The sequence below is a fragment of the Amycolatopsis sp. NPDC049868 genome, from assembly GCF_044461365.1.
In the GTDB taxonomy this organism is placed as follows: domain Bacteria; phylum Actinomycetota; class Actinomycetes; order Mycobacteriales; family Pseudonocardiaceae; genus Amycolatopsis.
In genome coordinates, this window is record NZ_JBITKV010000017.1 from 1 (window position 1) to 26,209 (window position 26,209).

2 protein-coding genes are annotated in these 26,209 nt (G+C 72.2%); both read left to right on the forward strand.

Annotated features, from left to right (window positions below):
• The first annotated feature begins 17 nt into the window (after positions 1-17).
• Positions 18-6,755 (forward strand): type I polyketide synthase, encoded by a 6,738-nt coding sequence (locus ACIBTM_RS41120; protein ID WP_395882548.1) that lies wholly within the window; start codon positions 18-20, stop codon positions 6,753-6,755.
• 56 nt (positions 6,756-6,811) lie between these two features.
• Positions 6,812-26,167: a type I polyketide synthase gene (locus ACIBTM_RS41125; protein ID WP_395882549.1), complete on the forward strand. Its 19,356-nt coding sequence runs from the start codon at positions 6,812-6,814 to the stop codon at positions 26,165-26,167.
• Positions 26,168-26,209: the final 42 nt, after the last annotated feature.

Sequence of the window (26,209 nt, forward strand, 5' to 3'; positions counted from 1 at the left end):
TCGTGCACGGCCTGCCGGTGGACTGGGCCGCCGTGCTGCCGGTGGGCGAGCCGGTGGAGCTGCCCACTTACGCATTCCAGCACCAGCGCTACTGGATGGAGGCCGCTTCGGGCGGCGACGGCGCGGGAACGGTCGCGGAGACGCGGTTCTGGGCGGCGGTCGAGGGCGGCGATCTCGCGCACCTGACCGAGGTGCTGGAGCTGGAGGACGAGCGTCCGGTCGGCGAGGTGCTGGAGGCGCTGACCACGTGGCGGCACCGGGAACTGGGCCGGGCAGCGACCGAGAACTGGCGCTACCGCACCGTCTGGACCCCGGTGGTCGATCCGGCCCCGGTTTCCCTCGACGGCATGTGGACGGTGCTCACCGCAGACGCGGCCGACGATCTCACCGCGAGCTGTGTGCGGGCGCTCGAGGCCCGCGGCGCGGAGGTGCTGGTCGCCGAGCTGCCCGATGGGGTCGTCACGCGCGAAGAAGTCACCGAGTTCCTCGACGAGGCGCTGCCGGGGACGCAGCCCGCCGGGGTGCTGTCGCTGCTCGCGATCGATGAGACGCCGATGCCCGAACACCCCGTCCTGACACGAGGACTGGCGCGGACGCTCTCCGTGGCGCAGGTGTTGGTGGACCTGGAGGTCGAGGCGCAGCTGTGGGTGGCCACGCAGGGCGCGCTCGCCGCCGCGGCCGACGACACCGTGCCGAATCCGGTGCAGGTGCAGGCGTGGGGGCTCGGCCGCGTGGTCGGCCTGGAGCATCCCGAAGCCTGGGGCGGTCTGCTCGACCTGCCCGCAGAACTCGACGATGCGGCCGGCGACCGGCTCGCCGCGGTGCTCGCCGGCTGCGGCGAGGACCAGGTCGCGATCCGCGCCGGCGGCCTCCTCGGGCGGCGGCTGGCCAGGGCGGACCGGCCGAAGACGACGGACCGGACGTGGACCCCGCGCGGGACGGCGCTGGTCACCGGCGGCACCGGCGCGATCGGCGGGCACGTAGCCCGCTGGCTGACCCGCCGCGACGCCGAACGCGTTGTGCTGACCAGCCGTTCCGGACCGGCCGCCGGGCACATGCCCGCCCTCGCCGCGGAGTTGGCCGCGGCGGGCACCCGGGTGGACGTCGTCGCCTGCGACGCGGGCAGCCGGGCGGAGCTGGCCGGGCTGCTGGACTGGACCGCGCGGACCGGGCCCGCGGTGTCCTCGGTGCTGCACACCGCGGGCATCGGGCAGGCCACCACGGTCGCGGAGACCGATCTCGCCGAGACGGCCGCCGTGCTCGCGGCGAAGGTCGCGGGCGCGGTGCATCTCGACACGCTGACCCGGGATTCCGACCTCGACGCGTTCGTGCTGTTCTCCTCGATCTCCGCGACCTGGGGCAGCGGCCTGCAACCCGCATACGGCGCCGCGAACACCTTCCTGGACTCCCTCGCCGAACAGCGCCGGGCCGCGGGCCTGCCCGCCACCTCCGTGGCGTGGGGTTCGTGGGGCGGCGGCGGCATGACCGACTCCGACGGTGCCGCGCAAGGCATCCGACGCGGTCTGCTGGTGATGGACCAGCACCGCGCCATCGAAGCGCTCGGCCAGATCCTCGACGGCGACGAGGGCCGGCTGACCGTCGCCGACATCGACTGGGCGCGGTTCGCTCCGCCCTTCACACTGCGCCGCCCGAGCCCGCTGATCGAGGCCCTCCCGGAGGTCCGCGAGGCGCTTGACGGGCCGGAGGGCGCCGCCGCCGCGGACGACGCGACGCTGCGGCAGGAACTCGCCGTGCTGTCGAAGTCCGAGCGGAACCGGCTGCTGGTCGGGCTCGTCCAGGCGAAGGCCGCCGACGTGCTCGGCTACGCCTCGCCCGACGAGGTGGAGGCCGCCCGTGCGTTCAGCGACCTCGGTTTCGACTCGCTGACCTCGGTGGAACTGCGCAACCGGCTCAGCGCCGCCACCGGTCTCGCTCTCCCGGCGACGCTGCTGTTCGACGCGCCCACCCCGAACGCCGCCTCCGCGTTCCTGCTGGCGAAGGTGTCCGGCGCGGACGAGACCGCCGCGCCGGCGCCGGTCGCGGCGGCGGTCGCCGACGAACCGCTGGCGATCGTCGGGATGAGCTGCCGGTACCCGGGCGGCGTCACCGGCCCCGAGGACCTGTGGAACCTGGTTGCCGCCGGGACCGACGCCATTTCGGTACTGCCCGGCGACCGCAACTGGGTGGTCGAGGACATGCCGACCAGCGGCGACGGCTACTCCGGGAAACCGGTCCGGTCCGGCGGATTCGTGTACGACGCCACCGGTTTCGACGCCGGGTTCTTCGGGATCAGCCCGCGCGAGGCGGTCTCGATGGACCCGCAGCAGCGGTTGCTGCTGGAGGTGGCGTGGGAATCGCTGGAACGCGCCGGGATCGACCCGGCGTCGCTGCGGGGTTCCGCGACCGGCGTGTTCGCCGGTGCGTCCGCCTCCGGCTACGGCTGGAGCTCCGGGCTGCAGGGCGAACTGGACGGGCACCTGGTCACCGGCATCTCCACCAGCGTGGTGTCCGGCCGGGTCGCCTACGTGATGGGGCTGGAAGGCCCCGCGGTCACCGTGGACACCGCGTGCTCGTCGTCGTTGGTGGCGCTGCACCTGGCCTGCCAGGCGGTGCGCTCCGGGGAATGCTCCCTGGCGCTGGCCGGCGGTGTGATGGTGGCGGCGAGCCCGCTGCTGTTCAACCAGTTCAGCCGGCAGATGGGGCTCGCGCCGGACGGACGGTGCAAGCCGTTCGGCTCCGGCGCGGACGGCATGGGCCTCAGCGAGGGCGCGGGCATGCTGGTGGTGGAACGGCTGTCGGACGCGCGGCGGAACGGGCACCGGATTCTGGCGGTGGTGCGGGGTTCGGCGGTGAATCAGGATGGTGCGTCGAATGGTTTGACGGCGCCGAATGGTCCTTCGCAGCAGCGGGTGATCCGGGCGGCGTTGGCGAGTGCGCGTTTGTCCACTGAGGACGTTGACGTGGTGGAGGCGCACGGGACCGGTACGCCGCTGGGCGATCCTATCGAGGCGCAGGCGTTGCTGGCGACTTATGGTCAGGGTCGGCCGGAGGGGCGGCCGTTGTGGCTGGGTTCGGTGAAGTCGAACATCGGGCACTCGCAGGCCGCGGCCGGCGTGGCGGGCGTGATCAAGATGGTGCAGGCGTTGCAGAACCGGGAGCTGCCGCGCACCCTTCACGCCGACGAGCGTTCGCCGCATGTGGACTGGGCGTCCGGCGAGGTGCGGCTGCTGACCGAGAACAAGCCGTGGGCCGCGGAGGACCGGCCGCGCCGGGCGGGGGTGTCCTCGTTCGGGATGAGCGGGACCAACGCGCACCTTATTCTCGAGGAGGCGCCGGAGCCGGTCGCGGCGGAGATCGTCGACGAGCGGGTTCCCGTCGTCACGGGCGGGCTGACCGCGTGGCCGGTGTCGGGCCGTTCGGCGAGTGGCCTGGCAGCACAGGGGAATCGGCTCGCGGCGTGGGTCGATGCCCGCGCGGAGCTGGATCCGGTCGACGTGGGTTGGTCGCTGGCGGCGACGCGGTCGGCGTTCGAGCACCGGTCCGTGACGGTCGGCGGCGACCTGGCGTCGCTGCGGTCGGGTGTACCGGTGCACGGTGTCGCGCGGCCTGGCGTGCGTCCGGTGTTCGTGTTCGGCGGGCAGGGTGCGCAGTGGACCGGCATGGGTCGCGCGTTGCTGGACGAGAGCCCGGTGTTCGCGGCGCGGTTCGCCGAGTGCGAGCGTGCGTTGGCGTCCTGTGTGGACTGGTCCGCACGGGAAGTGCTGCTGGACCCGGCGAAACTCGCGTCGGCGGAAGTCGTGCAGCCGGTTCTGTGGGCGGTGATGGTTTCCCTGGCCGCGGTGTGGGAGGCAGCGGGCGTCGAGCCCGAGGCTGTGGTGGGGCATTCGCAGGGTGAGGTCGCGGCGGCGACGGTGGCGGGCATGTTGTCGCTGGACGACGCGGCGCGAGTGGTGACTGCGCGGTCCCGTGGCTTGTCCGGGCTGTCGGCGGAAGGGTCGATGGTGTCGGTGGTCGCGCCGGTCGGTTCGGTGGCCGAACTGATGGAGCGTTGGGAGGACCGGCTGTCGGTGGCGGCGGTGAACGGTCCCGCGGCGACGGTGGTGTCCGGTAACCCGGAGGCGTTGGCGGAGTTCGAGCGGGAGTTGGCGTCGCGGAAGATGTTGCGTTGGCGTGTTCCGGAGACGGATTTCGTGGCGCATTCGTCGGCGGTCGAGCCGTTGGAAGGTGTGCTGGCGGACGAACTCGGCGGGATCTCTCCGCGGGCCGGTCGGGTGCCGATGATGTCGACGGTGACCGGTGAGTGGGTGTCCGGCGAGGAGCTGGATGCCGGTTACTGGTACCGGAATCTGCGGCAGACGGTGCAGTTCGAGAACGCGACTCGGGCGCTGCTGGCGGACGGCTTCGATTCCTTTGTCGAGGTTTCCCCGCATCCGGTGCTGGTCGCGTCGGTCACCGAGACTGCTGAGGACGCCGTGGTTTCCGGGGCGGTCGCGCTCGGGACGGTGGAGCGGGACAACGCCGGTGCGGAGCGGTTGCTGACGGCGTTCGCGGAGGCGTTCGTGCACGGCCTTTCAGTGGACTGGGCCAAGATCCTGCCGGTCGGGAAGCCGGTGGAGCTGCCCACCTACGCATTCCAGCACCAGCACTACTGGCTGGAGCCCGCACCGGGCGGCGACGGCGCGGGCACGGTGGCCGAGGCCCGGTTCTGGGCCGCGGTCGAAGGCGGCGACCTCGCGCAGCTGACCGAGGTGCTGGAACTGGACGACCAGCGCCCGGTCGGCGAGGTGCTGGAAGCGCTGACATCGTGGCGGCACCGCGAACTGGGCCGGGCAGCGACCGAGAACTGGCGCTACCGCACCGTCTGGGCGCCGATCACCGACCCCGACCCCGTCACTCTCGACGGGACCTGGGCGATCGTCGCGCCGAGCGGCCGGCAGCTCGCCGGCGACTGCGAAGCCGCGCTGCGGGCTCGCGGCGCCGAGGTGCTGCTGCTCTCACCCGAAGACCCGATCCCCGGCAGCGAACTCAGCGGAATCCTCTCGCTGCTGGCACTCGACGAGACCCCGACCCCGGGCAATCCCGCGCTGAACAAGGGATTGGCCGCGACCATCGACCTGGTGCGGGCACTGGGCGACGCGCAGCCGGACACGCCACTGTGGACGGTCACCTCGGGTGCGGTCGCCACCGCGCCGGGCACGCCGCTGACGAACCCGGTGCAGGCGCAGGTCTGGGGCTTCGGCCGGGTCGCCGCGCTGGAACACCCCCACCGGTGGGGAGGTCTGCTCGACCTGCCCACCACCCTCGACGACCGCACGGCGGGCCTGCTGGCCGCGGTGCTGGCCGGCACTGGGGAAGACCAGGTCGCGATCCGCACCGCGGGGATCCACGGCCGTCGGCTCGAACGCGCCCCGCGCAGGGGGGACGCGGCGGCGCCGTGGATGTCGCTGGGCACCGCGTTGATCACCGGCGGCACCGGCGCGATCGGCGGCCGGGTGGCCGGCCTGCTGGCCGCCCGCGGCGCCGAACGGCTGGTGCTGGCCAGCCGCACCGGGCCCAGTGAGGGCGTCGTCGCGCTGGTCGCCGGGCTCGCCGCGCAGGGAGCCGACGTGGAGGTGGTGGCCTGCGACGCGGGCAACCGGCCCGACCTGGCCGGGCTGCTGGACCGGATCGCCGCGACCGGGCCCGCGCTCTCCAGCGTGGTGCACGCCGCGGGTATCGGGCAGTTCGGCGCCATCGCCGACACCGACCCCGCCGAGGCGGCCTCGGTGCTGGCAGCGAAGGTCGAGGGCGCGCGGCATCTGGACGAGCTGACCCGCGACGCCGACCTCGACGCGTTCGTGCTCTTCTCCTCGATCTCGGCGACCTGGGGCAGCGCCATGCAGTCGGTGTACGCGGCGGCCAACGCCTACCTGGACGCGCTCGCGGAGAACCGCGCGGCCCGCGGCGAACCCGCGACCTCGGTGGCGTGGGGCCCGTGGGGCGGTGGCGGTCTGACCAGTGAGGAAGGCATCGCGCAGCTGGCGCGCGGCGGGTTCTCCATCCTGGAACCCGGACAGGCGATCCAGGTGCTCGCGCAGCTCGTCGACGAGGGCGCGGCCCAGACGACAGTGGTCGACGTGGACTGGGCGACCTTCGCTCCGACGTTCACGCTGCGCAGGCGCAGCCCGCTGGTCGAAAACCTGCCGGAAGTGCGGCAGGCGCTGGACGACTCCGCGGACGGCCCGGCCGGGGACGGCGCGACGGACCTCGCCGAACGGCTGGCCGGACTGTCCCGCGCCGAACAGGTGCGGGTGCTGGTCTCGCTGGTCCAGGCGGAGGCGGCGGCCGTGCTCTCCTACGCCTCGGCCGACGACGTGGAAGCCATCCGCGCGTTCAGCGACCTCGGTTTCGACTCGCTGACCTCGGTGGAGCTGCGCAACCGGCTCGGCGAGGCGACCGGGCTGCGGCTGCCCGCGACCCTGCTGTTCGACTGCCCGACCCCGGCCGCGGTGGCCGACCACCTGTGGTCCGAGCAGTTCCAGGACGAGGCCCAGCCTGCCTCGCTGGTGGAGGAGGTCGACCGGCTCGGCTCGTTGCTGACCGAGGCGGCGCCGGACGAGAAGACCCACGAACTGATCGCCGAGCGTCTCCAAAGCCTGCTTTCCCGCTGGACCGACGCGGGAGCCCGCGACGGACGGGCGAACGCCGCGGAGAAGCTCGACTCCGCCTCCGACGAGGAAATCTTCGACTTCATCCACACCGAACTCGGCCGGTGATCCCGCGCTTTCGCGCATCCGCGCTGGTGTATTTACGACTGGAATGGTGAGAACCGATGGCAGACGAGGCGAAGCTCCGGGATTACCTGAAATGGGTGACGACGAATCTGCACGAGACGCGTCAGCGCCTTCGTGACGTCGAGGACCGCTACGGCGAGCCGATCGCGATCGTCGGCATCGGGTGCCGCTATCCCGGCGGGGTGACGTCGCCGAAGGAGTTCTGGCAGCTGCTCTCCACCGGGGCCGATGGCGTCGCCGGGTTCCCGGAGGACCGCGGCTGGGACGCCGAGGCGCTGTTCGGCCGCGAGCCGGACGGCACGGTGCCCAAACCCGAGGCCGGGTTCATCGACGACGCCAGCGGATTCGACGCCGGATTCTTCGGGGTCAGCCCGCGCGAGGCGGTCGCGATGGACCCGCAGCAGCGGGTGCTGCTGGAGGTCTGCTGGGAAGCGCTGGAGCGGGCGGGGCTCGACCCGACTTCGCTGCGCGGCTCGCAGACCGGCGTGTTCGCGGGCGCCGCGCTGTCCGGCTACGGCTTCGCCGCCGAAGAGGACTTGGACGTCCACCTGATGACCGGGACCTCGACCTCGGTCATCTCCGGCCGGGTGTCCTACTCGCTGGGACTGGAAGGCCCCGCGGTCACCGTCGACACCGCGTGCTCGTCCTCGCTGGTGGCACTGCACCTTGCCTGCCAGTCGATCCGCACCGGCGAATGCGACCTCGCCCTCGCCGGCGGGGTCACCGTCACCGCGATCCCGATCATGTTCACCCAGTTCGCGCGTCAGCTCGGCCTGGCCTCGGACGGACGCTGCAAGGCGTTCTCCGCCGACGCCGACGGCATGGGCGTCGCCGAGGGCGCGGGCATGCTCGTGCTGGAACGGCTGTCGGTCGCCCGACGCAACGGGCATCCGGTGCTGGCGGTGGTGCGGGGGTCCGCGGTCAACCAGGACGGCGCCTCCAACGGCCTCGCCGCGCCGAACGGCCCCTCGCAGCAGCGGGTGATCCGCGCGGCGCTCTCCAACGCTCGGCTGTCCCCACAGGACGTCGACATGGTGGAGGCGCATGGCACGGGGACGACGCTGGGTGACCCGATCGAGGCGCAGGCGGTGATCGCCACCTACGGCCAGGACCGGGCGGAAGGCCGTCCGATGTGGCTGGGCTCGGTGAAGTCGAACTTCGGGCACACCCAGGCCGCGGCCGGGGTCGCGGGCGTGATCAAGACAGTGCTCGCGCTGCAGCACGAGCGCATGCCGCAGACCTTGCACGCCGACGAGCCGTCGCCGCATATCGACTGGTCGGCCGGGGACGTCCGGCTGCTGTCGGAAGCGCGGCCGTGGCCGTCCGGTGAACGGACCCGCCGGGGCAGTGTGTCCTCGTTCGGGGTGAGCGGCACGAACGCGCACTTCATCATCGAAGAAGCTCCGGCCCTGGAAGAAACCGAGGCGGAGGACAGCACCGAAGACCAGCCGCGGGACACCGCCGAAGTCGCCGAAGTCCGGACCCCGGTGGTGTCGGGTGCGGTCGCCTGGTCGGTCTCCGGCCGGTCGGCGGACGGTCTGCACGCGCAGGCCGCACGGCTGCTCGACTGGACGAGCAGCCGCCCCGAACTGTCCACAGCGGACATTGCCTGGTCGCTCGCTGACACCCGCTCCGTCTTCGAGCACCGCGCCGTGGTGATCGGCGCCGAACGCGCGGAGCTGGTCGGCGGTCTGCGCGAGCTGACCGCCGGGGAGACGGTCTCCTCGGTCGTGACCGGCGTCGCGCACGGACAGGCCCGCACGGTGTTCGTGTTCCCCGGCCAGGGTTCGCAGTGGCTGGGCATGGGTCGTGAGCTGGCGCGGGTCAGTCCCGTTTTCGCGGCACGCCTCGCCGAATGCGAACGCGCGCTGGAGCCCTTTGCGGACTGGAAACTGTCCGAAGTGCTCCAGGACGAACTGGAGTCGGCGGACCTGGTGCAGCCCGCGCTCTGGGCGGTGATGGTGTCGCTGGCCGCGGTGTGGGAAGCGGCCGGGGTCAACCCCGAAGCCGTCGTCGGCCACTCGCAGGGCGAGATCGCGGCTGCCACGGTGGCGGGCATTCTGTCCCTTGAGGACGGTGCGAAGGTGGTGGCGCTGCGTTCGCGGGCGCTGCGGGCGATCACCGGCATCGGCGGCATGCTGTCGGTCACCGAACCGGTCGAACGCGTCGAAGAGCGGCTGCGGGCGTGGGACGGGCGGCTGTCGATCGCCGTGATCAACGGTCCTTCGACGGTGGTGGTCTCCGGCGAGATCGAAGCGCTGGGCGAACTGCGTGCGCGGCTTCAGGCGGACGGGATCCGCGAGCGCCTGGTGAAGGTGGACTACGCCTCGCACTGTGCGCAGGTCGAACAGCTCGAAGACGAGATCAAGTCCCTGCTCGCCGAGGTGCGCCCGCAGACCGGACGGGTGCCGCTCGTCTCGGCCGTCACCGGCGAACCGCTCGACGGCACCGCGCTCGACGCCGGGTACTGGTACGACAGCTTGCGCGCCACGGTCCGCTTCGAAAAGGCGGTCCGCACTCTCGCGGGCATGGGCCACCAACTGTTCGTCGAGGTCGCGCCGCACCCGGTGCTGCTGGCCTCCATGACCGACACCCTCGACGCGGCCGCCGCCGAAGCGGGTCCGGGCACCCAGCCCGCCGCCGTGTGCGGCACGTTGCGCCGTGACGATGGCGGTGCGACCCGGCTGCTGACCTCGCTGGCCGAGGCTTTCGTCGCCGGGGCCACTGTGGACTGGACGGCCGTGCTCCCCGCCGGAGAGCGGGTGGAACTGCCCACTTACGCGTTCCGCCATGAGCGTTACTGGCCGAAGGGCACCCTCGGGTTGCCCGGCACCAAGACCGCCGGTGGCGGTGACCCGGCGTCGCTGGGCCTCGGCACCGCCGGGCACCCGCTGCTGGGCGCTGTGGTGGAACTGGCCGACGGCGGCATGCTCGCCTGCACGGGCCGGCTTTCGCTGCGTTCGCACCCGTGGCTGGCCGACCACGCCGTGGGCGGCGTCGTTCTGCTGCCTGGCACCGGATTCGCCGAACTGGTCGCGCAGGCCGGCCGGCAGGTCGGCTGCGCGCTGGTCGAAGAACTGACCTTGCAGGCGCCGCTGGTGCTGCCCGCGGACAACACCGGTGTGCAGGTGCAGGTGGTGGTGTCCGCGGCCGACAGCACCGGCCGCCGAGACGTGAACGTCTTCTCCCGGCTCGACCGCCCGGACGAGGACCACGAGTGGGAGAAGAACGCGGCCGCGGTGATCGCCGCCGCCTCCGATAGCCCCGTCCAGATCGCGGATCTCGCGGTGTGGCCGCCGCGGGACGCCACCGCGGTCGACATCTCCGATCTGTACACGGTGCATCTCGCCGACGTGTACGGCCCGGCCTTCCAAGGGCTGCAGGCGGTTTGGCTGCGCGGTGAGGACATCTTCGCCGAGGTCGCGCTGCCTGAGCAGGTGGGCGCGGACGCGGAAGCGTACGGGCTGCACCCGGTGCTGCTGGACTCGGCGTTGCTGGCCGGAGTCGTCGCGGACGCGGCGAAGCCGGAGGCGGACGGCGACAGCGATCAGGGCCAGATCCGGATGCCGTTCGCCTGGACGGGAGTGCAGCTGCACTCCCGGGGCGCCGCGAGGCTGCGGGTCCGGTTGCGCCGGGACGCGCAGGGCAACCTGAGCATGTCCGGTGTGGACGCCGACGGCCGCGCGGTGGTCTCCGTGGGTTCGCTGGTGACCCGGCCGGTCTCGCCGGAGCAGTTGCAGGCCGGGGACGAATGGCTGAAGGAAGCGTTCTTCACCGTCGAGTGGACGCCGTTGGCGGAGAAGAACATCCCCGGCGGCGACTGGGCGCTCGTCGGCGCTGACCTGTTCGGGCTTGCCGAGGAACTCGGCGTGGCCGGGATTCCGGTGCGGACCTACGAAGACGTCGCGCAGCTCGTCGCCGCCGAGACCGTTCCGGCGCTCGTGCTGTCCTGCGTGCAGGGCGACACCGACGACGTGACGGCCGCGACCCGGCAGGTCACCGCCCACGCCCTCGAAGTGACGCAGGCCGTGCTCGCCGAGCGGAGGCTCGAACCGGCGCGCCTGGTCGTGCTCACCCGGGGCGCGGTCGCCGTGCGGGCCGGGGAAGACCTGTCGGACGTGGCCTCCGGCGCGGTCTGGGGTCTGCTGCGGTCCGCGCAGCTGGAGAACCCGGAGCGGATCGTGCTGGCCGACCTCGACGGCGCCGGGGAGGTCGCCGCGCTGGCCGCCGCGCTGGGCAGCGGGGAACCGGAACTGGCCGTCCGCGACGGGCAGGCCCACGGTCGGCGGCTGACCCGCCCGGCCGGTCAGCTGGCGGTGCTCGACCCGACCGACATCGCACCCGCGCCGGATTCGCGCACCGCGCTGATCACCGGCGGCACCGGAACGCTGGGCGGGGTCGTGGCCCGGCACCTGGTGACCACCCGCCGGGCAGACGGCGTGCTCCTGCTCAGCCGTTCCGGCGCGGGCGCGGGCGGAGCGGCCGCCACCGCGGCCGACCTGGCCGAGCGCGGCGCTTCCGTGCGGATCGTCGCGTGCGACGTGGCGGACCGCGACGCGCTGGCCGCGGTGGTGGACGCCGTCCCGGCGGACTGTCCGCTCGGCTCGGTGTTCCACGCCGCGGGCGTCATCGACGACAGCATGGTCGAATCGCTGACCCCGGAGCGCCTCGCCTCGGTCATGCGCCCCAAGGTCGACGCCGGGTGGCATCTGCACGAGCTGACCCGCGACCTCGACCTGACCGACTTCGTGCTCTTCTCCTCGGTCGCCGCCGCCTTCGGTGGCGCCGGGCAGGCGAACTACGCCGCGGGCAACGCTTTCCTCGACGCGCTGGCCGCGCACCGCCGCGCGGCCGGACTCGCGGGCACCTCGCTCGCCTGGGGGCCGTGGATGCCCGAGGTGGGCATCGGCCGCGACCTCGACGAGGTCATGCTGCGCCGGATGACCGGTTCCGGTCTGATGGCGCTGGACGAGCAGGAAGGCCTCGTCCTGCTCGACCTCGCGCTCGGCCGCGCCGACGCGAACCTTGTCACCGCGCGGCTGGACAAGACGGCGCTGCGCGCGCAGGCCGCCGCGACCGGCATCCCGGCGCTGTGGAAGGTACTGGCCGACGATTTCCTCCCGCGCCGTGCGGTCGCCGCCGCGGACACCGGGGGTGCCGGCGCTTCCGACGGGCTGCGCCGCGAACTCGCCGGGCTGGCCGGGGCGGAACGCGACCGGGTGCTGGTGGACCTGGTCCGCACGCACGCGGCCGCGGTGCTCGGGCACTCCTCCGGCGACGCGATCGAGCCGGGCAAGCCGTTCACCGACCTCGGGTTCGACTCGTTGATCGCGGTCGAGTTCCGGAACCGGCTGAACCCGGCGACCGGGCTGCGGCTGCCCGCCACGCTGGTCTTCGACTACCCGAACCCGGTGGCACTGGCCGGTTTCCTGTGGGAGCAGCTCGCCGACGACCTGGAGGACCTCGACGGCGTCGAAGCGCCCGCCGCCGCACCGGCGCCGCAGGCGGTGGTGGACGGTGAGCCGATCGCGATCGTCGGAATGGCCTGCCGGTTCCCCGGCGGCGCGACCAGCCCCGAGTCGCTGTGGGAGATGCTCTCCACCGGCGGCGAAGGGCTCTCCACCTTCCCGACCGACCGAGGGTGGGACCTGGAGGCGCTCTACGACCCGGATTCCGAACGCACGGGGACTTCCTACACACAGGTCGGCGGTTTCCTCCGGGAGGCCAGTGCGTTCGACCCCGGGTTCTTCGGGATCAGCCCGCGCGAGGCGCTGGCGATGGACCCGCAGCAGCGGTTGCTGCTGGAGACCTCGTGGGAGGCGTTCGAACGCGCCGGGATCGACCCAGCGACGCTGCGCGGCTCCCAGACCGGCGCGTTCGTCGGCGGCTACGGCTCTTCCTACCTGGCACTCACCATGGAGGACGAGGAGGAGCTGGAGAACCTCGGCTCGCACCTGATGACCGGCAACGCGGCCAGCGTGCTGTCCGGCCGGGTTTCCTATGCGCTCGGCTTGGAAGGCCCGGCCGTCACCGTCGACACCGCGTGCTCGTCTTCGCTGGTCGCGCTGCATCTGGCGACTCAGGCGCTGCGCGGCGGCGAATGCTCGCTGGCGCTGGCCGGCGGGGCCACGGTCATGGCCAGCCCGGACGGATTCCTGGCCTTCTCCCACGCTCGCGGTCTCGCGGCCGACGGCCGGTCGAAGGCGTTCGCGGACGCCGCGGACGGCATGGGCATGGCCGAGGGTGCGGGCATGCTCGTGCTGGAGCGGCTGTCGGATGCCCGGCGCAACGGGCATCCGGTGCTGGCGGTGGTGCGGGGTTCGGCGGTGAACCAGGACGGTGCGTCGAACGGGTTGACGGCGCCGAATGGTCCTTCGCAGCAGCGGGTCATCCGGGCGGCGCTGGCGAATGCAGGGTTGTCGGCGTCCGATGTGGACGTGGTGGAAGCACATGGCACGGGGACGACGCTGGGCGACCCGATCGAGGCGCAGGCGTTGCTCTCGACCTACGGCCGTAACCGGGAAACGCCGCTGTGGCTGGGCTCGGTCAAGTCCAACATCGGGCACACCCAGGCCGCGGCCGGGGTGGCGGGGATGATCAAGATGGTGCTCGCGTTGCGGCACGAAGAGCTCCCGCGGACGCTCCACGTGGACGCGCCTTCGTCGCATGTGGACTGGGAGGCCGGAGATGTCCGGCTGCTGACCGAAAAGCGGCCGTGGACGCCCGGTGACCGGGTCCGCCGCGCCGGGGTTTCGGCGTTCGGCGTCAGCGGCACCAACGTGCACGTGATCATGGAAGAAGCCCCCGCTTTCGAGGACACCGAGGACATCGAGGCTCCGGAGCCGGTGCTGTCCGGCGCGGGCGCGTGGGTGCTGTCCGGCCGGTCCGGCGCCGCGCTGGCGGCGCAGGCGGGCCGGTTGCGGGAATGGGCGCTGGCGAACCCGGACGCGGACCCGGTCGACGTGGGCTGGTCGCTGGTCACCACCCGGTCGGTGTTCGAACACCGCGCGGTGGTCGTCGGCGAGCCGTCCGGCGGTCTTGAAAGCCTGGCCGCCGGGGTGACCTCTTCCGAGCTGGTCTCGGGGGTGTCGGAGTCCGGCACCCGAGTGGCGTTCGTGTTCGCGGGCCAGGGTTCGCAGTGGGTCGGCATGGGGCGGGAACTCGCGCGGTCGAGTGCGGTGTTCGCGGCGCGGCTGGCGGAGTGCGAGGCGGCTTTGGAGTCCTTTGTGGACTGGAAGCTGTCCGATGTGCTCGAAGGCGAGCTGGAGTCGGCGGATGTCGTCCAGCCTGCGTTGTGGGCGGTGATGGTGTCTCTCGCCGCGATGTGGGAGGCGGCCGGCGTCCGTCCGGATGCCGTGATCGGGCACTCGCAGGGCGAGATCGCGGCGGCGACTGTCGCGGGCATGTTGTCCCTTGAGGACGGTGCGAAGGTCGTCGCGCTGCGGTCGAAGTCTTTGAAGGCCCTGGCAGGTCTCGGCGGCATGTTGTCGGTGAGCGCGGCTGCCGCCGAAGTGGAAGAGCGGCTGGGCCGGTGGGGCGAGCGGCTGTCGCTCGCCGCGGTGAACGGTCCGTCCGCGGTGGTGGTTTCCGGCGCGCCGGAGGCGTTGGCGGAGCTGAAGTCCGAACTGGACGCCGAAGGCGTGCGGGCGCGGATGGTCGCGGTGGATTACGCGTCGCACTGTGCGCAGGTGGAGAGCCTGGAAGACGAGATCCGCGCGGTGCTGGCGGGGATCGAGCCGCGGCGTGGCCGGGTGCCGATGGTGTCGGCGATGACCGGGGAGAACCTCACCGGTGAAGAACTCGACGCCGGCTACTGGTACGAAAGCCTGCGCGCGCCGGTGTACTACGAGCGGGCCGTGCGTATCCTCGCCGACCGCGGCTACCAGCTGTTCATCGAGGTGACGCCGCATCCGGTGCTTCTCGGCGCGACGAACGACATCGTCGAGGACGCTGCGGCCGCCGCGGGTCCCGGCGCGGTGGTGGCCGCGGTGTGCGGCACCCTGCGGCGCGACGACGACAGCGCCGCCCGAGTGGTCCGGTCGATGGCCGAGGCCTTCGTGCGCGGTGCCTCGGTGGACTGGACCTTGCTGCTGCCTGCCGGGCGGCGCATCGAACTGCCCACTTACGCGTTCCAGCACCAGCGGTACTGGCCCTCCGGTGCGCTTCCCTTGCCGACAGCCAAATCCTCTGGCGACGGCCGGCTCGTCAGCTCCGCGGCGGATGCCGAATTCTGGTCGGCCGTGGAGAAGGGCGACCTGGCTTCGCTCGGCGAAACGCTGTCGCGGGAAGGGGCGCGTCCGTTCAACGAGGTGCTGCCCGCGCTGGCGTCGTGGCACCGCGGGGAACAGGACCGTTCGACCGCCGCGAACTGGCGGTACCGGGTCGGCTGGGCCGCGGTCGCGGAACCCGGGACCGGGTCGCTGACCGGTGCCTGGCTGCTGGTGGTCCCCGAGGGCGTCGAGCCGGTGTGCGCGGCCGCGTTGTCCGCGCGTGGTGCCGAGGTCGTCGTGGCCGAGGTCCCGGCCGGTGTCGTGGACCGGGCCGAAATCCTGGCGGGAGTCGACTTCGGCGAGCTGTCCGGGGTGGTGTCGCTGCTGGCGCTGGACGAGTCGCCGGTGGCTGGGCATTCCTCGGTGCCGGTGGGCTTGGCGGCGACGCTCGGCCTGGTGCAAGCGCTCGGCGACGCCGGGCAGAACGTGCCGCTGTGGGTGCTCACCCGCGGCGCCGTGGCGGCCGGGCTGGGCGAGACTCTCACGAGTCCGGTGCAGGCGCAGGTCTGGGGCCTGGGCCGAGTGGTCGGCCTGGAGCACCCGGAGCGCTGGGGCGGGCTGATCGACCTGCCGGAGACCTTCGACGAGCGTGCGGGTGCGCGGCTGGTTTCGGTGCTCGCCGGGGCGGAGGAGCCCGAGGTGGCCCTGCGCCCGGCCGGGATTCTCGGCCGCCGTCTGTCGCGGGTGCCTCGCCCGCGTGCGGGCCGGACCTGGTCGCCGCGAGGCACGGCACTGGTCACCGGCGGCACCGGCGCGATCGCCGGGCATGTGTCGCGTTGGCTGGCTGAGCAGGGTGCGCCGCGCGTGGTGCTGACCGGACGTTCCGGGCCCGCTGCGGCCGGCATCGCCGAGACGGTGGCGTGGCTGGCGGAGCAGGGCACCGCGGTGGACGTGGTTTCCTGCGATGTCACCGATCGGTCGGCGCTGGCCGGGCTGATCGCCTGGTGCGGTCCGGAGTTGTCTTCGGTGCTGCACACCGCCGCGGTGCTGGATGACGGCGTGGTGGACCGGCTGACGGTGCCGCGCCTGGAGACGGTGCTGGCGGCGAAGGCGGCGTCGGCGGGTTACCTGGACGAGCTGACCGCGGATCTCGACCTGGACGCGTTTGTGCTGTTCTCGTCGGCGGCTTCGACGTTGGGCGGCCCGGGTCAGGGCAACTACGCGGCGGCGAACGCGTACCTGGACGCGCTGGCGGAGCATCGCCGGGCGCGCGGGCTGGCCGGTCTGTCGGTCGCCTGGGGGCTGTGGGCCGGGATCGGGCTGGCCGACTCGAACGAGGCCATCCGGTCGCGGATGCGCCGCATCCCGATGCCCGCGATGGAGCCGAAGCTCGCCGTGCGCGCGCTGGCCGATTCGCTGGCGGGCACCGACCCTGTGGTCACCGTGATGGACGTGGACTGGGAGCAGCTCGGGTCCGCCGCGGGCACCGCCGAAGTGCACCAGATGCCGCTGGTGCGGGACATGCCGGAGATCCGCAGGCTGGCCGCCGCCACCGCGGCGAACCGGACCGCGGCCCCGGCGGCGGGCGAGCTGTCGCAGCGGCTCGCCGGGCTCAGCCACGCCGAACAGGAACGCGTGCTGACCGATGTGGTCCGCGCGCAGGCCGCGGTGGTCCTCGGGCACGCGTCGGCCGAGATGGTGCAGGCCCGGCAGGCGTTCCGGGACCTCGGCTTCGACTCGCTGACCTCGGTGGAATTGCGCAACCAGCTCAACGCGGCCACCAAGCTGCGGCTGCCCGCCACGCTGGTGTTCGACTACCCGACGCCGCTCGCGCTGGCCGGTTTCCTGCGCGGCGAGCTGATGGGCGACCAGGAACAGGTCGCGGCGCCGGCGGCCCCCAAGGCGGCGGTGCCGGTGGACGAGCCGCTGGCGATCGTGGGGATGGCGTGCCGGTTCCCGGGTGGCGCGGCGAGCCCGGACGAGTTCTGGGAGATGCTGCGTTCGGGCACGGACGCGGTGGGTGCGTTCCCGACCGATCGCGGTTGGGATCTGGAAGGGTTCTACGACCCGGACCGGGAGAGCGAAGGCACCACCTACACCCGTTCCGGTGCTTTCCTGCGGGACGCCACCGGTTTCGACGCCGGGTTCTTCGGGATCAGCCCGCGCGAGGCGTTGGCGATGGACCCGCAGCAGCGGCTGCTGCTGGAAACCACCTGGCAGGCGCTGGAAGGCGCCGGGATCGACCCGACCACGCTCAAGGGCAGCGCCACCGGCGTGTTCGCGGGCGGTTTCGGCTCCGGCTATGCCATCGGCATGGCGCTGACCGGCCAGGACGGCGCCGGGGTCGAAGGGCACCTGATGACGGGCAACTCGACGAGTGTGCTGTCGGGTCGACTGTCCTATGTGCTGGGTCTGGAGGGTCCGGCGGTCACCATTGACACGGCGTGTTCGTCGTCCTTGGTGGCGCTGCACCTCGCGGTTCAAGCGGTGCGCTCGGGCGAGTGTTCGCTGGCGCTGGCCGGTGGTGTCACGGTGATGGCGACTCCGTTCTCCTTCGTCGAGTTCTCCCGCCAGCAGGGCTTGTCCGTGGACGGGCGGTGCCGGGCTTTCGCGGACGACGCCGATGGCACCGGCTGGGCCGAGGGCGTGGGCATGCTGGTCGTCGAACGGCTCTCCGATGCTCGGCGCAAGGGCCACGAAGTCCTCGCCGTGGTGCGGGGAAGCGCGATCAACCAGGACGGTGCGTCCAACGGTCTGTCCGCGCCGAACGGTCCTTCGCAGCAGCGGGTCATTCGGGCGGCGTTGGCGAATGCAGGGTTGTCGGCGTCCGATGTGGACGTGGTGGAAGCACATGGCACGGGGACGACGCTGGGCGACCCGATCGAGGCGCAGGCGTTGCTCGCGACCTACGGCCAGGAACGGGCTGGGGACCGTCCGCTGTGGCTGGGTTCGGTGAAGTCGAACATCGGGCACACGCAGGCGGCGGCGGGTGTCGCTGGTGTGATCAAGATGGTGCTGGCGTTGCGGAACAAGGAACTTCCGCGGACGCTGCACGCCGAGGTGCCGTCGTCGCATGTGGACTGGACGGCCGGTCGGGTCGAATTGCTGACGGAGAACGTGGCCTGGGAATCCGCGGGACGGGTTCGCCGGGCGGGCGTGTCGGCGTTCGGGATCAGCGGTACGAACGCGCATGTGATCGTGGAGGAAGCGCCTGCCGTCGAAGAGGTTCCGGTGGTGGAGCCGGCTCCGGTGGTGTCGGGTGCGCGGCCTTGGGTGTTGTCGGGTCGCAGCGCGAACGGGTTGCTCGCGCAGGCGGGTCGGCTTCGCGAGTGGGTCGTCGGGCGTGGGCTGGATCCGGTGGATGTCGGGTGGTCGTTGGTGACTACGCGGTCGGTGTTCGAGCACCGGGCCGTGGTGGTCGGGAGTGACGTGCTGAGCGGTTTGTCGGATTTGGCGGCCGGGGTGTCGTCGGGTTCGGTGGTGTCCGGGGTTGCGGATCCGGGTGTTCGGGTGGGTTTGGTGTTCGCGGGTCAGGGTTCGCAGTGGGCGGGCATGGGCCGGGGACTCTATGAGTCGAGTCCGGTGTTCGCCCAGGCCTTCGACCGGGTTTCGGGTTTGTTGGAGCTGGAGCTGGGTGTTTCGGTTCGGGACGTGGTGCTGGTTCCGGAGACACCGGGCAGTGACCAGACTTTGTATGCGCAGGCTGGGTTGTTCGCCTTTGAGGTGGCGCTGTTCGAGGTGCTGCGCGCCGCGGGTGTTCGGGCGGATGCGGTGGTCGGGCATTCGGTCGGCGAGATTGCGGCGGCGTATGCGGCGGGGGTTCTCTCTCTGTCTGATGCGTGTCGGTTGGTGGCGGCGCGTGCTCGGTTGATGCAGGCGTTGCCGGTGGGTGGTGCGATGGCGGCGATCAACGCATCGGAGGCCGAGGTGCTGGAGTCGCTGGAGCCGGGGGTGTCGATCGCGGCGGTGAACGAAGCGGAGTCCGTGGTGGTCTCTGGCGAGGCCGATGCGGTCGAGCGCATCGTGGCGCTCTGGAAGGAGCAGGGCCGTCGTGCTCGGCGGCTGCGGGTGAGCCATGCGTTCCATTCCGCCGCCATGGATCCGGTGCTGGAAGAGCTGCGCGAAGTGGCCGCGGGGTTGGCGTACGAGCATCCGGAACTGTTGTGGGCGGGTGCGTTGACCGGCGAACTGGTCGCTGACTGCGAGGCCGAGTATTGGCCCGCGCAGACGCGGGGTGCGGTGCGGTATGGGGATGCGGTGGCTGCGCTGGTGGAACAGGGGATTTCGGTGTTCCTGGAGGTCGGCCCGGACGGTTCGCTGTCCGCGCTCAGCCCGGCCGACGCGGCGTTCGTGCCGTTGCAGCGCAAGGATGGCACCGGCCTGGTCGCCGGGCTGGCGCAGGCGTTCGTGCACGGCGTGGGCGTGGACTGGAGCGCGGTGGTTCCGGCGGGGAACCGAGTGCCGCTGCCCACGTATGCCTTCCAGCATCAGCGTTACTGGCCGGACGGCATCCTGGCGATGCCGAAGGCCGGTGCGGACGACAGCCCCACCTCCGCCGCCGACGCCGAATTCTGGGCGGCGGTGGAGAACGGCGACCTCACCGAACTCGCCGAACGACTGTCCATCGAGGACCACACGAAGCTCGGCGAGGTGCTGCCCGCGCTGGCTTCCTGGCGGCGGCGCGAGCAGAACCGTTCGGCCACCGCGGACTGGCGCTACCGGATCAACTGGACGCCGGTCGAGGGACTCGACCCGCGGCCGCTGACCGGCACCTGGCTGCTCGTCACCCCGGCGGACCACGACGTCACCGGCTACGCCGAGGCGTTGTGCTCGCGCGGCGCGGAGACCCGGGTGGTCCGGCTCCCGGCCGGCACGACGGACCGCCTCGAGATCGCGGCCGAGCTCGACGACGTCGATCCCGCCGAAGTGCGCGGCGTGCTGTCGCTGCTGGCCTTGGACGAGACCTCCACGCCGGGACATCCCGTGGTGGCCGGGGGATTGGCGGCCACGCTCGGCCTGGTGCAGGCACTCGGCGACGTGATCATCGACGCCCCGCTGTGGCTGGCTACGCGCGGTGCGGTGGCGGCCGGCGCCGGGGAGACGCTGGCGAGCCCGGTGCAGGCGCAGGTCTGGGGCCTCGGCCGCGTCGCCGGTCTCGAACACCCCGACCGCTGGGGCGGGCTGATCGACCTGCCGGAGACCTTCGACGAGCGTGCGGGTGCGCGGCTGGTTTCGGTGCTCGCCGGGGCCGGGGAGCCCGAGGTCGCCATCCGGCCGGAGGGCGTGCTCGGCCGTCGGCTGGGCCGCGCCGCGCGGGGCCGGGACGCCGAGGGCTGGTCGCCCCGGGGCGCGGTGCTGATCACCGGCGGGACCGGCGCGATCGCGGGCCACGTGTCGCACTGGCTGGCCGAGCGCGGTGCGCCGCGCGTGGTGCTGACCAGCCGTTCCGGCGCCGGTGCGCGTGACGTCGCGGGGACGGCGGCACTGCTCGCCGAGCGGGGAACCTCCGTCGACGTGGTGGCGTGCGATGTTGCCGATCGGTCGGCGTTGGCCGGTTTGGTCGAGTGGTGTGGTCCGGAGTTGTCCTCCGTGTTGCACACCGCGGGTGTGCTGGACGACGGCGTGGTGGACCGGCTTTCGGTGCGGCGTTTGGAGTCGGTGCTGGCGGCGAAGGCGGCGTCTGCCGCGCACTTGGACGAGCTGACCGCGGATCTCGATCTGGACGCGTTTGTGCTGTTCTCGTCGGCGGCTTCGACGTTGGGTGGTCCGGGGCAGGGCAACTACGCGGCGGCGAATGCGTATTTGGACGCGTTGGCGGAGCATCGCCGGGCGCGCGGACTGGCCGGGTTGACGGTGGCCTGGGGTGTCTGGGCGGGCGGCGGTTTCGCCGAATCGAGCGAGGTCGTGCGGGAACGGGTCAAGCGCGGCCTGATGCCCGCGATGGACCCACAGCTCGCCGCGCGGGCGCTCGGCGAAGCCCTCGACGGGCCGGACGCCGCGGTCACCGTGATGGACGTCGACTGGGCACAGCTGGAGTCCTCCGCCGAGCTGCGGAACGCGCCGTTGGTGCAGGAGCTGCCGGAGGTGCGGCGGCTCGGCTCCGCCAAGGCCGCCGCGGACACTGCGCGCGGCGAGGGCGACCTCGCCCGCACGCTGGCCGGGCTGAACCCGACGGAACAGGAGCGGGTGCTCACCGAACTGGTGCGCACCGAGGTGGCGATCGTGCTCGGCCACGCCTCGGCGGACGCGATCGAGGACCGGAAGGCGTTCAAGGACCTCGGGTTCGACTCGCTGACCTCGGTCGAGCTGCGCAACCGGCTGGGTGCGGTGACCGGCGAGCGGCTGCCCGCGACGGTGGTGTTCGACTACCCGACGCCGGTAGCGCTGGCCGCGTTCCTCCGCGAGGAACTGACCGGCGACCTGACCGCCCCCGTGGCCGCGGCTCCCGTGGCGGCGCTGCCGGTGGACGAGCCGTTGGCGATCGTGGGGATGGCGTGCCGGTTCCCGGGGGGTGCGGCGAGTCCTGATGAGTTCTGGGAGATGTTGCGTTCGGGTACGGATGCGGTGGGTGCGTTCCCGACTGACCGCGGTTGGGATCTGGAAGGGTTCTACGACCCCGACCGGGGCAGCGCCGGCACCTCCTACACGCAGTCGGGCGCGTTCCTGCGCGACGCCACGGAGTTCGACGCGGCCTTCTTCGGGATCAGCCCTCGCGAGGCGCTGGCGATGGACCCGCAGCAGCGACTGCTCCTGCAGACCTCGTGGGAAGCGTTGGAGCGCTCCGGAATCAACCCCGCCGCGCTCAAGGGCACCGCTACCGGCGTGTTCGCCGGTGGCTTCGCTTCCGGCTACGGGTTCGGCGTCACCCTGTCCGGCCAAGCCGGTTCCGGTGCCGAAGGGCACCTGATGACGGGCAACTCGACGAGTGTGCTGTCGGGTCGACTGTCCTATGTGCTGGGTCTGGAGGGTCCGGCGGTCACCATTGACACGGCGTGTTCGTCGTCGTTGGTGGCGCTGCATCTCGCGGTTCAGGCGGTGCGGTCGGGCGAGTGTTCGCTGGCGCTGGCCGGCGGGGTCACCGTGATGGCCAACCCCGGCACGTTCGTCGACTTCTCGCGCCAGCAGGGGCTTTCCACCGACGGGCGATGCCGGGCATTCTCTGACGACGCGGACGGCACCGGCTGGGGCGAAGGCGTGGGCATGCTGGTCGTCGAACGGCTCTCCGACGCCGAGCGCAACGGGCACCGGATTCTGGCGGTGGTGCGGGGTTCGGCGGTGAATCAGGATGGTGCGTCGAATGGTTTGACGGCGCCGAATGGTCCTTCGCAGCAGCGGGTGATTCGGGCGGCTTTGGCGAATGCCGGGTTGTCGGCGTCCGATGTGGACGTGGTGGAAGCGCACGGTACGGGGACGAAGCTCGGGGACCCGATCGAGGCTCAGGCGTTGCTGGCGACCTACGGGCGTGATCGGGACCGTCCATTGTGGCTGGGTTCGGTGAAGTCGAACATCGGGCACACGCAGGCCGCGGCCGGGGTGGCCGGCGTGATCAAGATGGTGCTGGCGTTGCAGCACCAGGAGATTCCACGCACGCTGCACGCCGAGCATCCGTCGTCGCATGTGGACTGGTCGGCCGGTCGGGTCGAGCTGCTGACCGAGAACACGCCGTGGCCGGCCGTCGGAAGTCCGCGCCGCGCCGGCGTCTCCGCGTTCGGGATGAGCGGCACCAACGCGCACATCATCGTCGAGGAGGCTCCTGCGCCGGAGCCCGCGGCCGCGGTGTCGGCCGACGATCCCACGGCCTGGGTGTTGTCGGGTCGCAGCGCGGACGGGTTGCTCGCGCAGGCGGGTCGGCTTCGCGAGTGGGTGGTCGGCCGTGGGCTGGATCCGGTGGATGTCGGGTGGTCGTTGGCGACTACGCGGTCGGTGTTCGAGCACCGGGCCGTGGTGCTGGGCGAGGATTTGGCGGGCGGGCTGGACAGCCTGATCGGGGGAGTGTCGTCGGGTTCGGTGGTGTCCGGGGTCGCGGATCCGGGTGCTCGGGTGGGTTTGGTGTTCGCGGGCCAGGGTTCGCAGTGGGCCGGCATGGGTTGGGACCTCTACGAGGCGAACCCGGTGTTCGCCCAGGCCTTCGACCGGGTTTCGGGTCTGTTGGAGCTGGAGCTGGGTGTCGCGGTGCGGGATGTGGTGCTGGATCCGGGAACCCGGGACGGCGATCAGACCTTGTTCGCGCAGGCGGGATTGTTCGCCTTCGAGGTGGCGTTGTTCGAGGTGCTGCGGGCGGCCGGGGTTCGCGTGGATGCGGTGGTCGGGCATTCGGTCGGTGAGGTCGCCGCGGCACACGCGGCCGGCGTGCTTTCTCTGCCCGACGCGTGCCGTCTGGTCGCTACTCGCGCTCGGTTGATGCAGGCGTTGCCGGTGGGTGGTGCGATGGCGGCGATCAACGCGCCGGAGGAAGCGGTGGCCGAAACGCTGATCGATGGGGTGTCGATCGCGGCGGTGAACGGTCCGGAGTCGGTGGTGGTTTCCGGTGAGACCGAGGCGGTCGACCAGCTTGTCGCGCTCTGGAAGGAGCGCGGGAACCGGGTTCGGCGGCTGCGGGTCAGCCACGCCTTCCATTCCGCGGCGATGGATCCGGTGCTGGACGAGCTGCGCGAAGTGGCCGACGGGCTCACGTATGCGCGTCCGGAGCTGCTGTGGGCGGGTGCGTTGACCGGCGAGCTGGTCGCTGACTGCGAGGCCGAGTACTGGCCCGCGCAGACGCGTCGCCCGGTCCGGTTCGGGGACGCGGTGGAGTCTCTTGTCGCGCAGGGGATTTCGGTGTTCCTGGAGGTCGGGCCGGACGGTTCGCTGTCCGCGCTCAGCCCGGCCGACGCGGCGTTCGTCCCCTTGCAGCGCAAGGACGGCACCGGCCTGATGGCCGGGCTGGCGCAGGCTTTCGTGCGCGGCGTGCACGTGGACTGGCGCGCCGTGCTGCCCGCCGGCCGGCGGCTGGACCTGCCGACCTACGCCTTCCGCACGGAACGGTTCTGGCCGGAAGGCATCCTGAAGCTGCCGAAGGCCGGCGCGACGGAGGTCCAGGACAGCGCGGCCGACGCCGAGTTCTGGGCGGCGGTCGAAGGGGGCGACCTGAGCGGTCTCGCCGACTCGCTGTCGGTGGACAGCACGCGGCCGTTCCACGAAGTGCTGCCCGCGCTGGCCTCCTGGCGGCGACGCGAACAGGACCGGTCGACCACCGCGAACTGGCGTTACCGCATCACCTGGGCTCCGGTCTCGGAGCCGGACGCCCGCGTGCTGTCCGGGACCTGGCTCGTCGTCGCGCCGAACGCCGACACTGCCCGGGATTGCTGGGCAGCGCTGGAAACCCGGGGCGCGGACGTGGCCGTGGTCGAATGCCCGGCCGGGACGGTGGACCGTGCCGAGTTCACTGCGCTGTTGTCTGACATCGACCGCGATGCGGTGTCCGGGGTGGTTTCGCTGCTGGCCCTGGACGAGACGCCGGTCGCCGAGCACGCTTCGGTGCCGGCGGGCTTGGCGGCGACGCTCGGCCTGGTGCAGGCGCTCGGCGACGCCGGGGTGACCGCCCCGCTGTGGCTGGCGACTCGGGGCGCGGTGGCGGCCGGGCCGGGGGAGACCCTGACCAGCCCGGTGCAGGCGCAGGTGTGGGGTCTGGGCCGTGTGGTCGGCTTGGAACACCCGGAGCGTTGGGGCGGGCTGATCGACCTGCCGGAGACCTTCGACGAGCGTGCGGGTGCGCGGCTGGTTTCGGTGCTCGCCGGGTGCGGCGAGTCCGAGGTCGCGCTCCGTTCGGCCGGGCTGCTCGGCCGTCGGCTCGTGCACGCCGGACGACCGGCGTCGCAGCCGTGGACGCCGCGAGGCACGGCGCTGCTCACCGGTGGCACCGGCGCGATCGCCGGGCATGTCGCGAGGTGGCTCGCCGAACAGGGCGCGCCTCGGATCGTGCTGACCAGCCGTTCCGGTCCCTCGGCACGCGGGGTCGCCGCGACCGTCGCGGAACTGGCCGCGCTGGGCACCTCGGTCGAGGTGGTGGCGTGCGACGTCACGGAGCGGTCGGCGTTGGCGGGCTTGGTCGAGTGGTGTGGTCCGGAGTTGTCCTCCGTGTTGCACACCGCGGGTGTGCTGGACGACGGCGTGGTGGACCGGCTTTCGGTGCCGCGTTTGGAGTCGGTGCTGGCGGCGAAGGCCGCGTCGGCGAAGGACTTGGACGAGCTGACCGCGGATCTCGATTTGGATGCGTTCGTGTTGTTCTCGTCGGCGGCTTCGACGCTGGGCGGTCCGGGCCAGGGCAACTACGCGGCGGCGAATGCGTATTTGGACGCGTTGGCGGAGCATCGCCGGGCGCGCGGACTGGCCGGGTTGACGGTGGCCTGGGGTGTCTGGGCCGGTGGCGGGCTCGCCGAGTCCACCGAGGCGGTGCGCAAACGGCTCGAACGCGGCGCGATGCCCGCGATGGACCCGAGGCTGGCCGCGCGGGCGCTGGGCGAGGCCCTGCGTGGACCGGACCCGGTGCTCACCGTGATGGACGTCGACTGGGCCGAACTCGCCTCGGGGCCGGGCACGGCGGGGCTGCGCGCCGCGCCGCTGATGCGGGACCTGCCGGAGATCCGCCGGATGGCGAGCACCGCGGCCGAGCCGTCGGCCCGCCCCGAAGGGGACCTGGCCGCCCGGCTGGCCGGACTGGGCCGCGCGGAGCAGGAGCGGGTGCTCACCGAACTGGTGCGCACCGAGGTGGCGATCGTGCTCGGGCACGCCTCGGCGGAGGCGATCGAGGACCGGAAGGCGTTCAAGGACCTCGGTTTCGACTCGCTGACCTCGGTGGAACTGCGCAACCGGCTCGGTGCCGCGACCGGGCGGCAACTGCCCGCGACGCTCGTGTTCGACTACCCGACCCCGAGCGAACTCGCCGCGTGGCTGCGGACCGAACTGCTGCCGGACGGCCCGGATGACGCCGCGGAGCCGGTGCTGGCCGAGATCGGCCGGCTCGAAGCCGCGCTGCGGGACGGGGCGGGCGACGAACCGGTGTGGGCCGAAGCAGGCGAACGGCTGCGCAGGCTGCTGGAGGTCATCGGCGACCAAACCGCCGGAAAGACCAAGAAACGGCGCGAGGAAGACCTCGAGACCGCCTCCGACGACGAGTTGTTCGCACTCGTCGACGGACTCGAGTGAATCCACGCCGCCGATCGTGAACCATCGAACATCCTGGCTAGG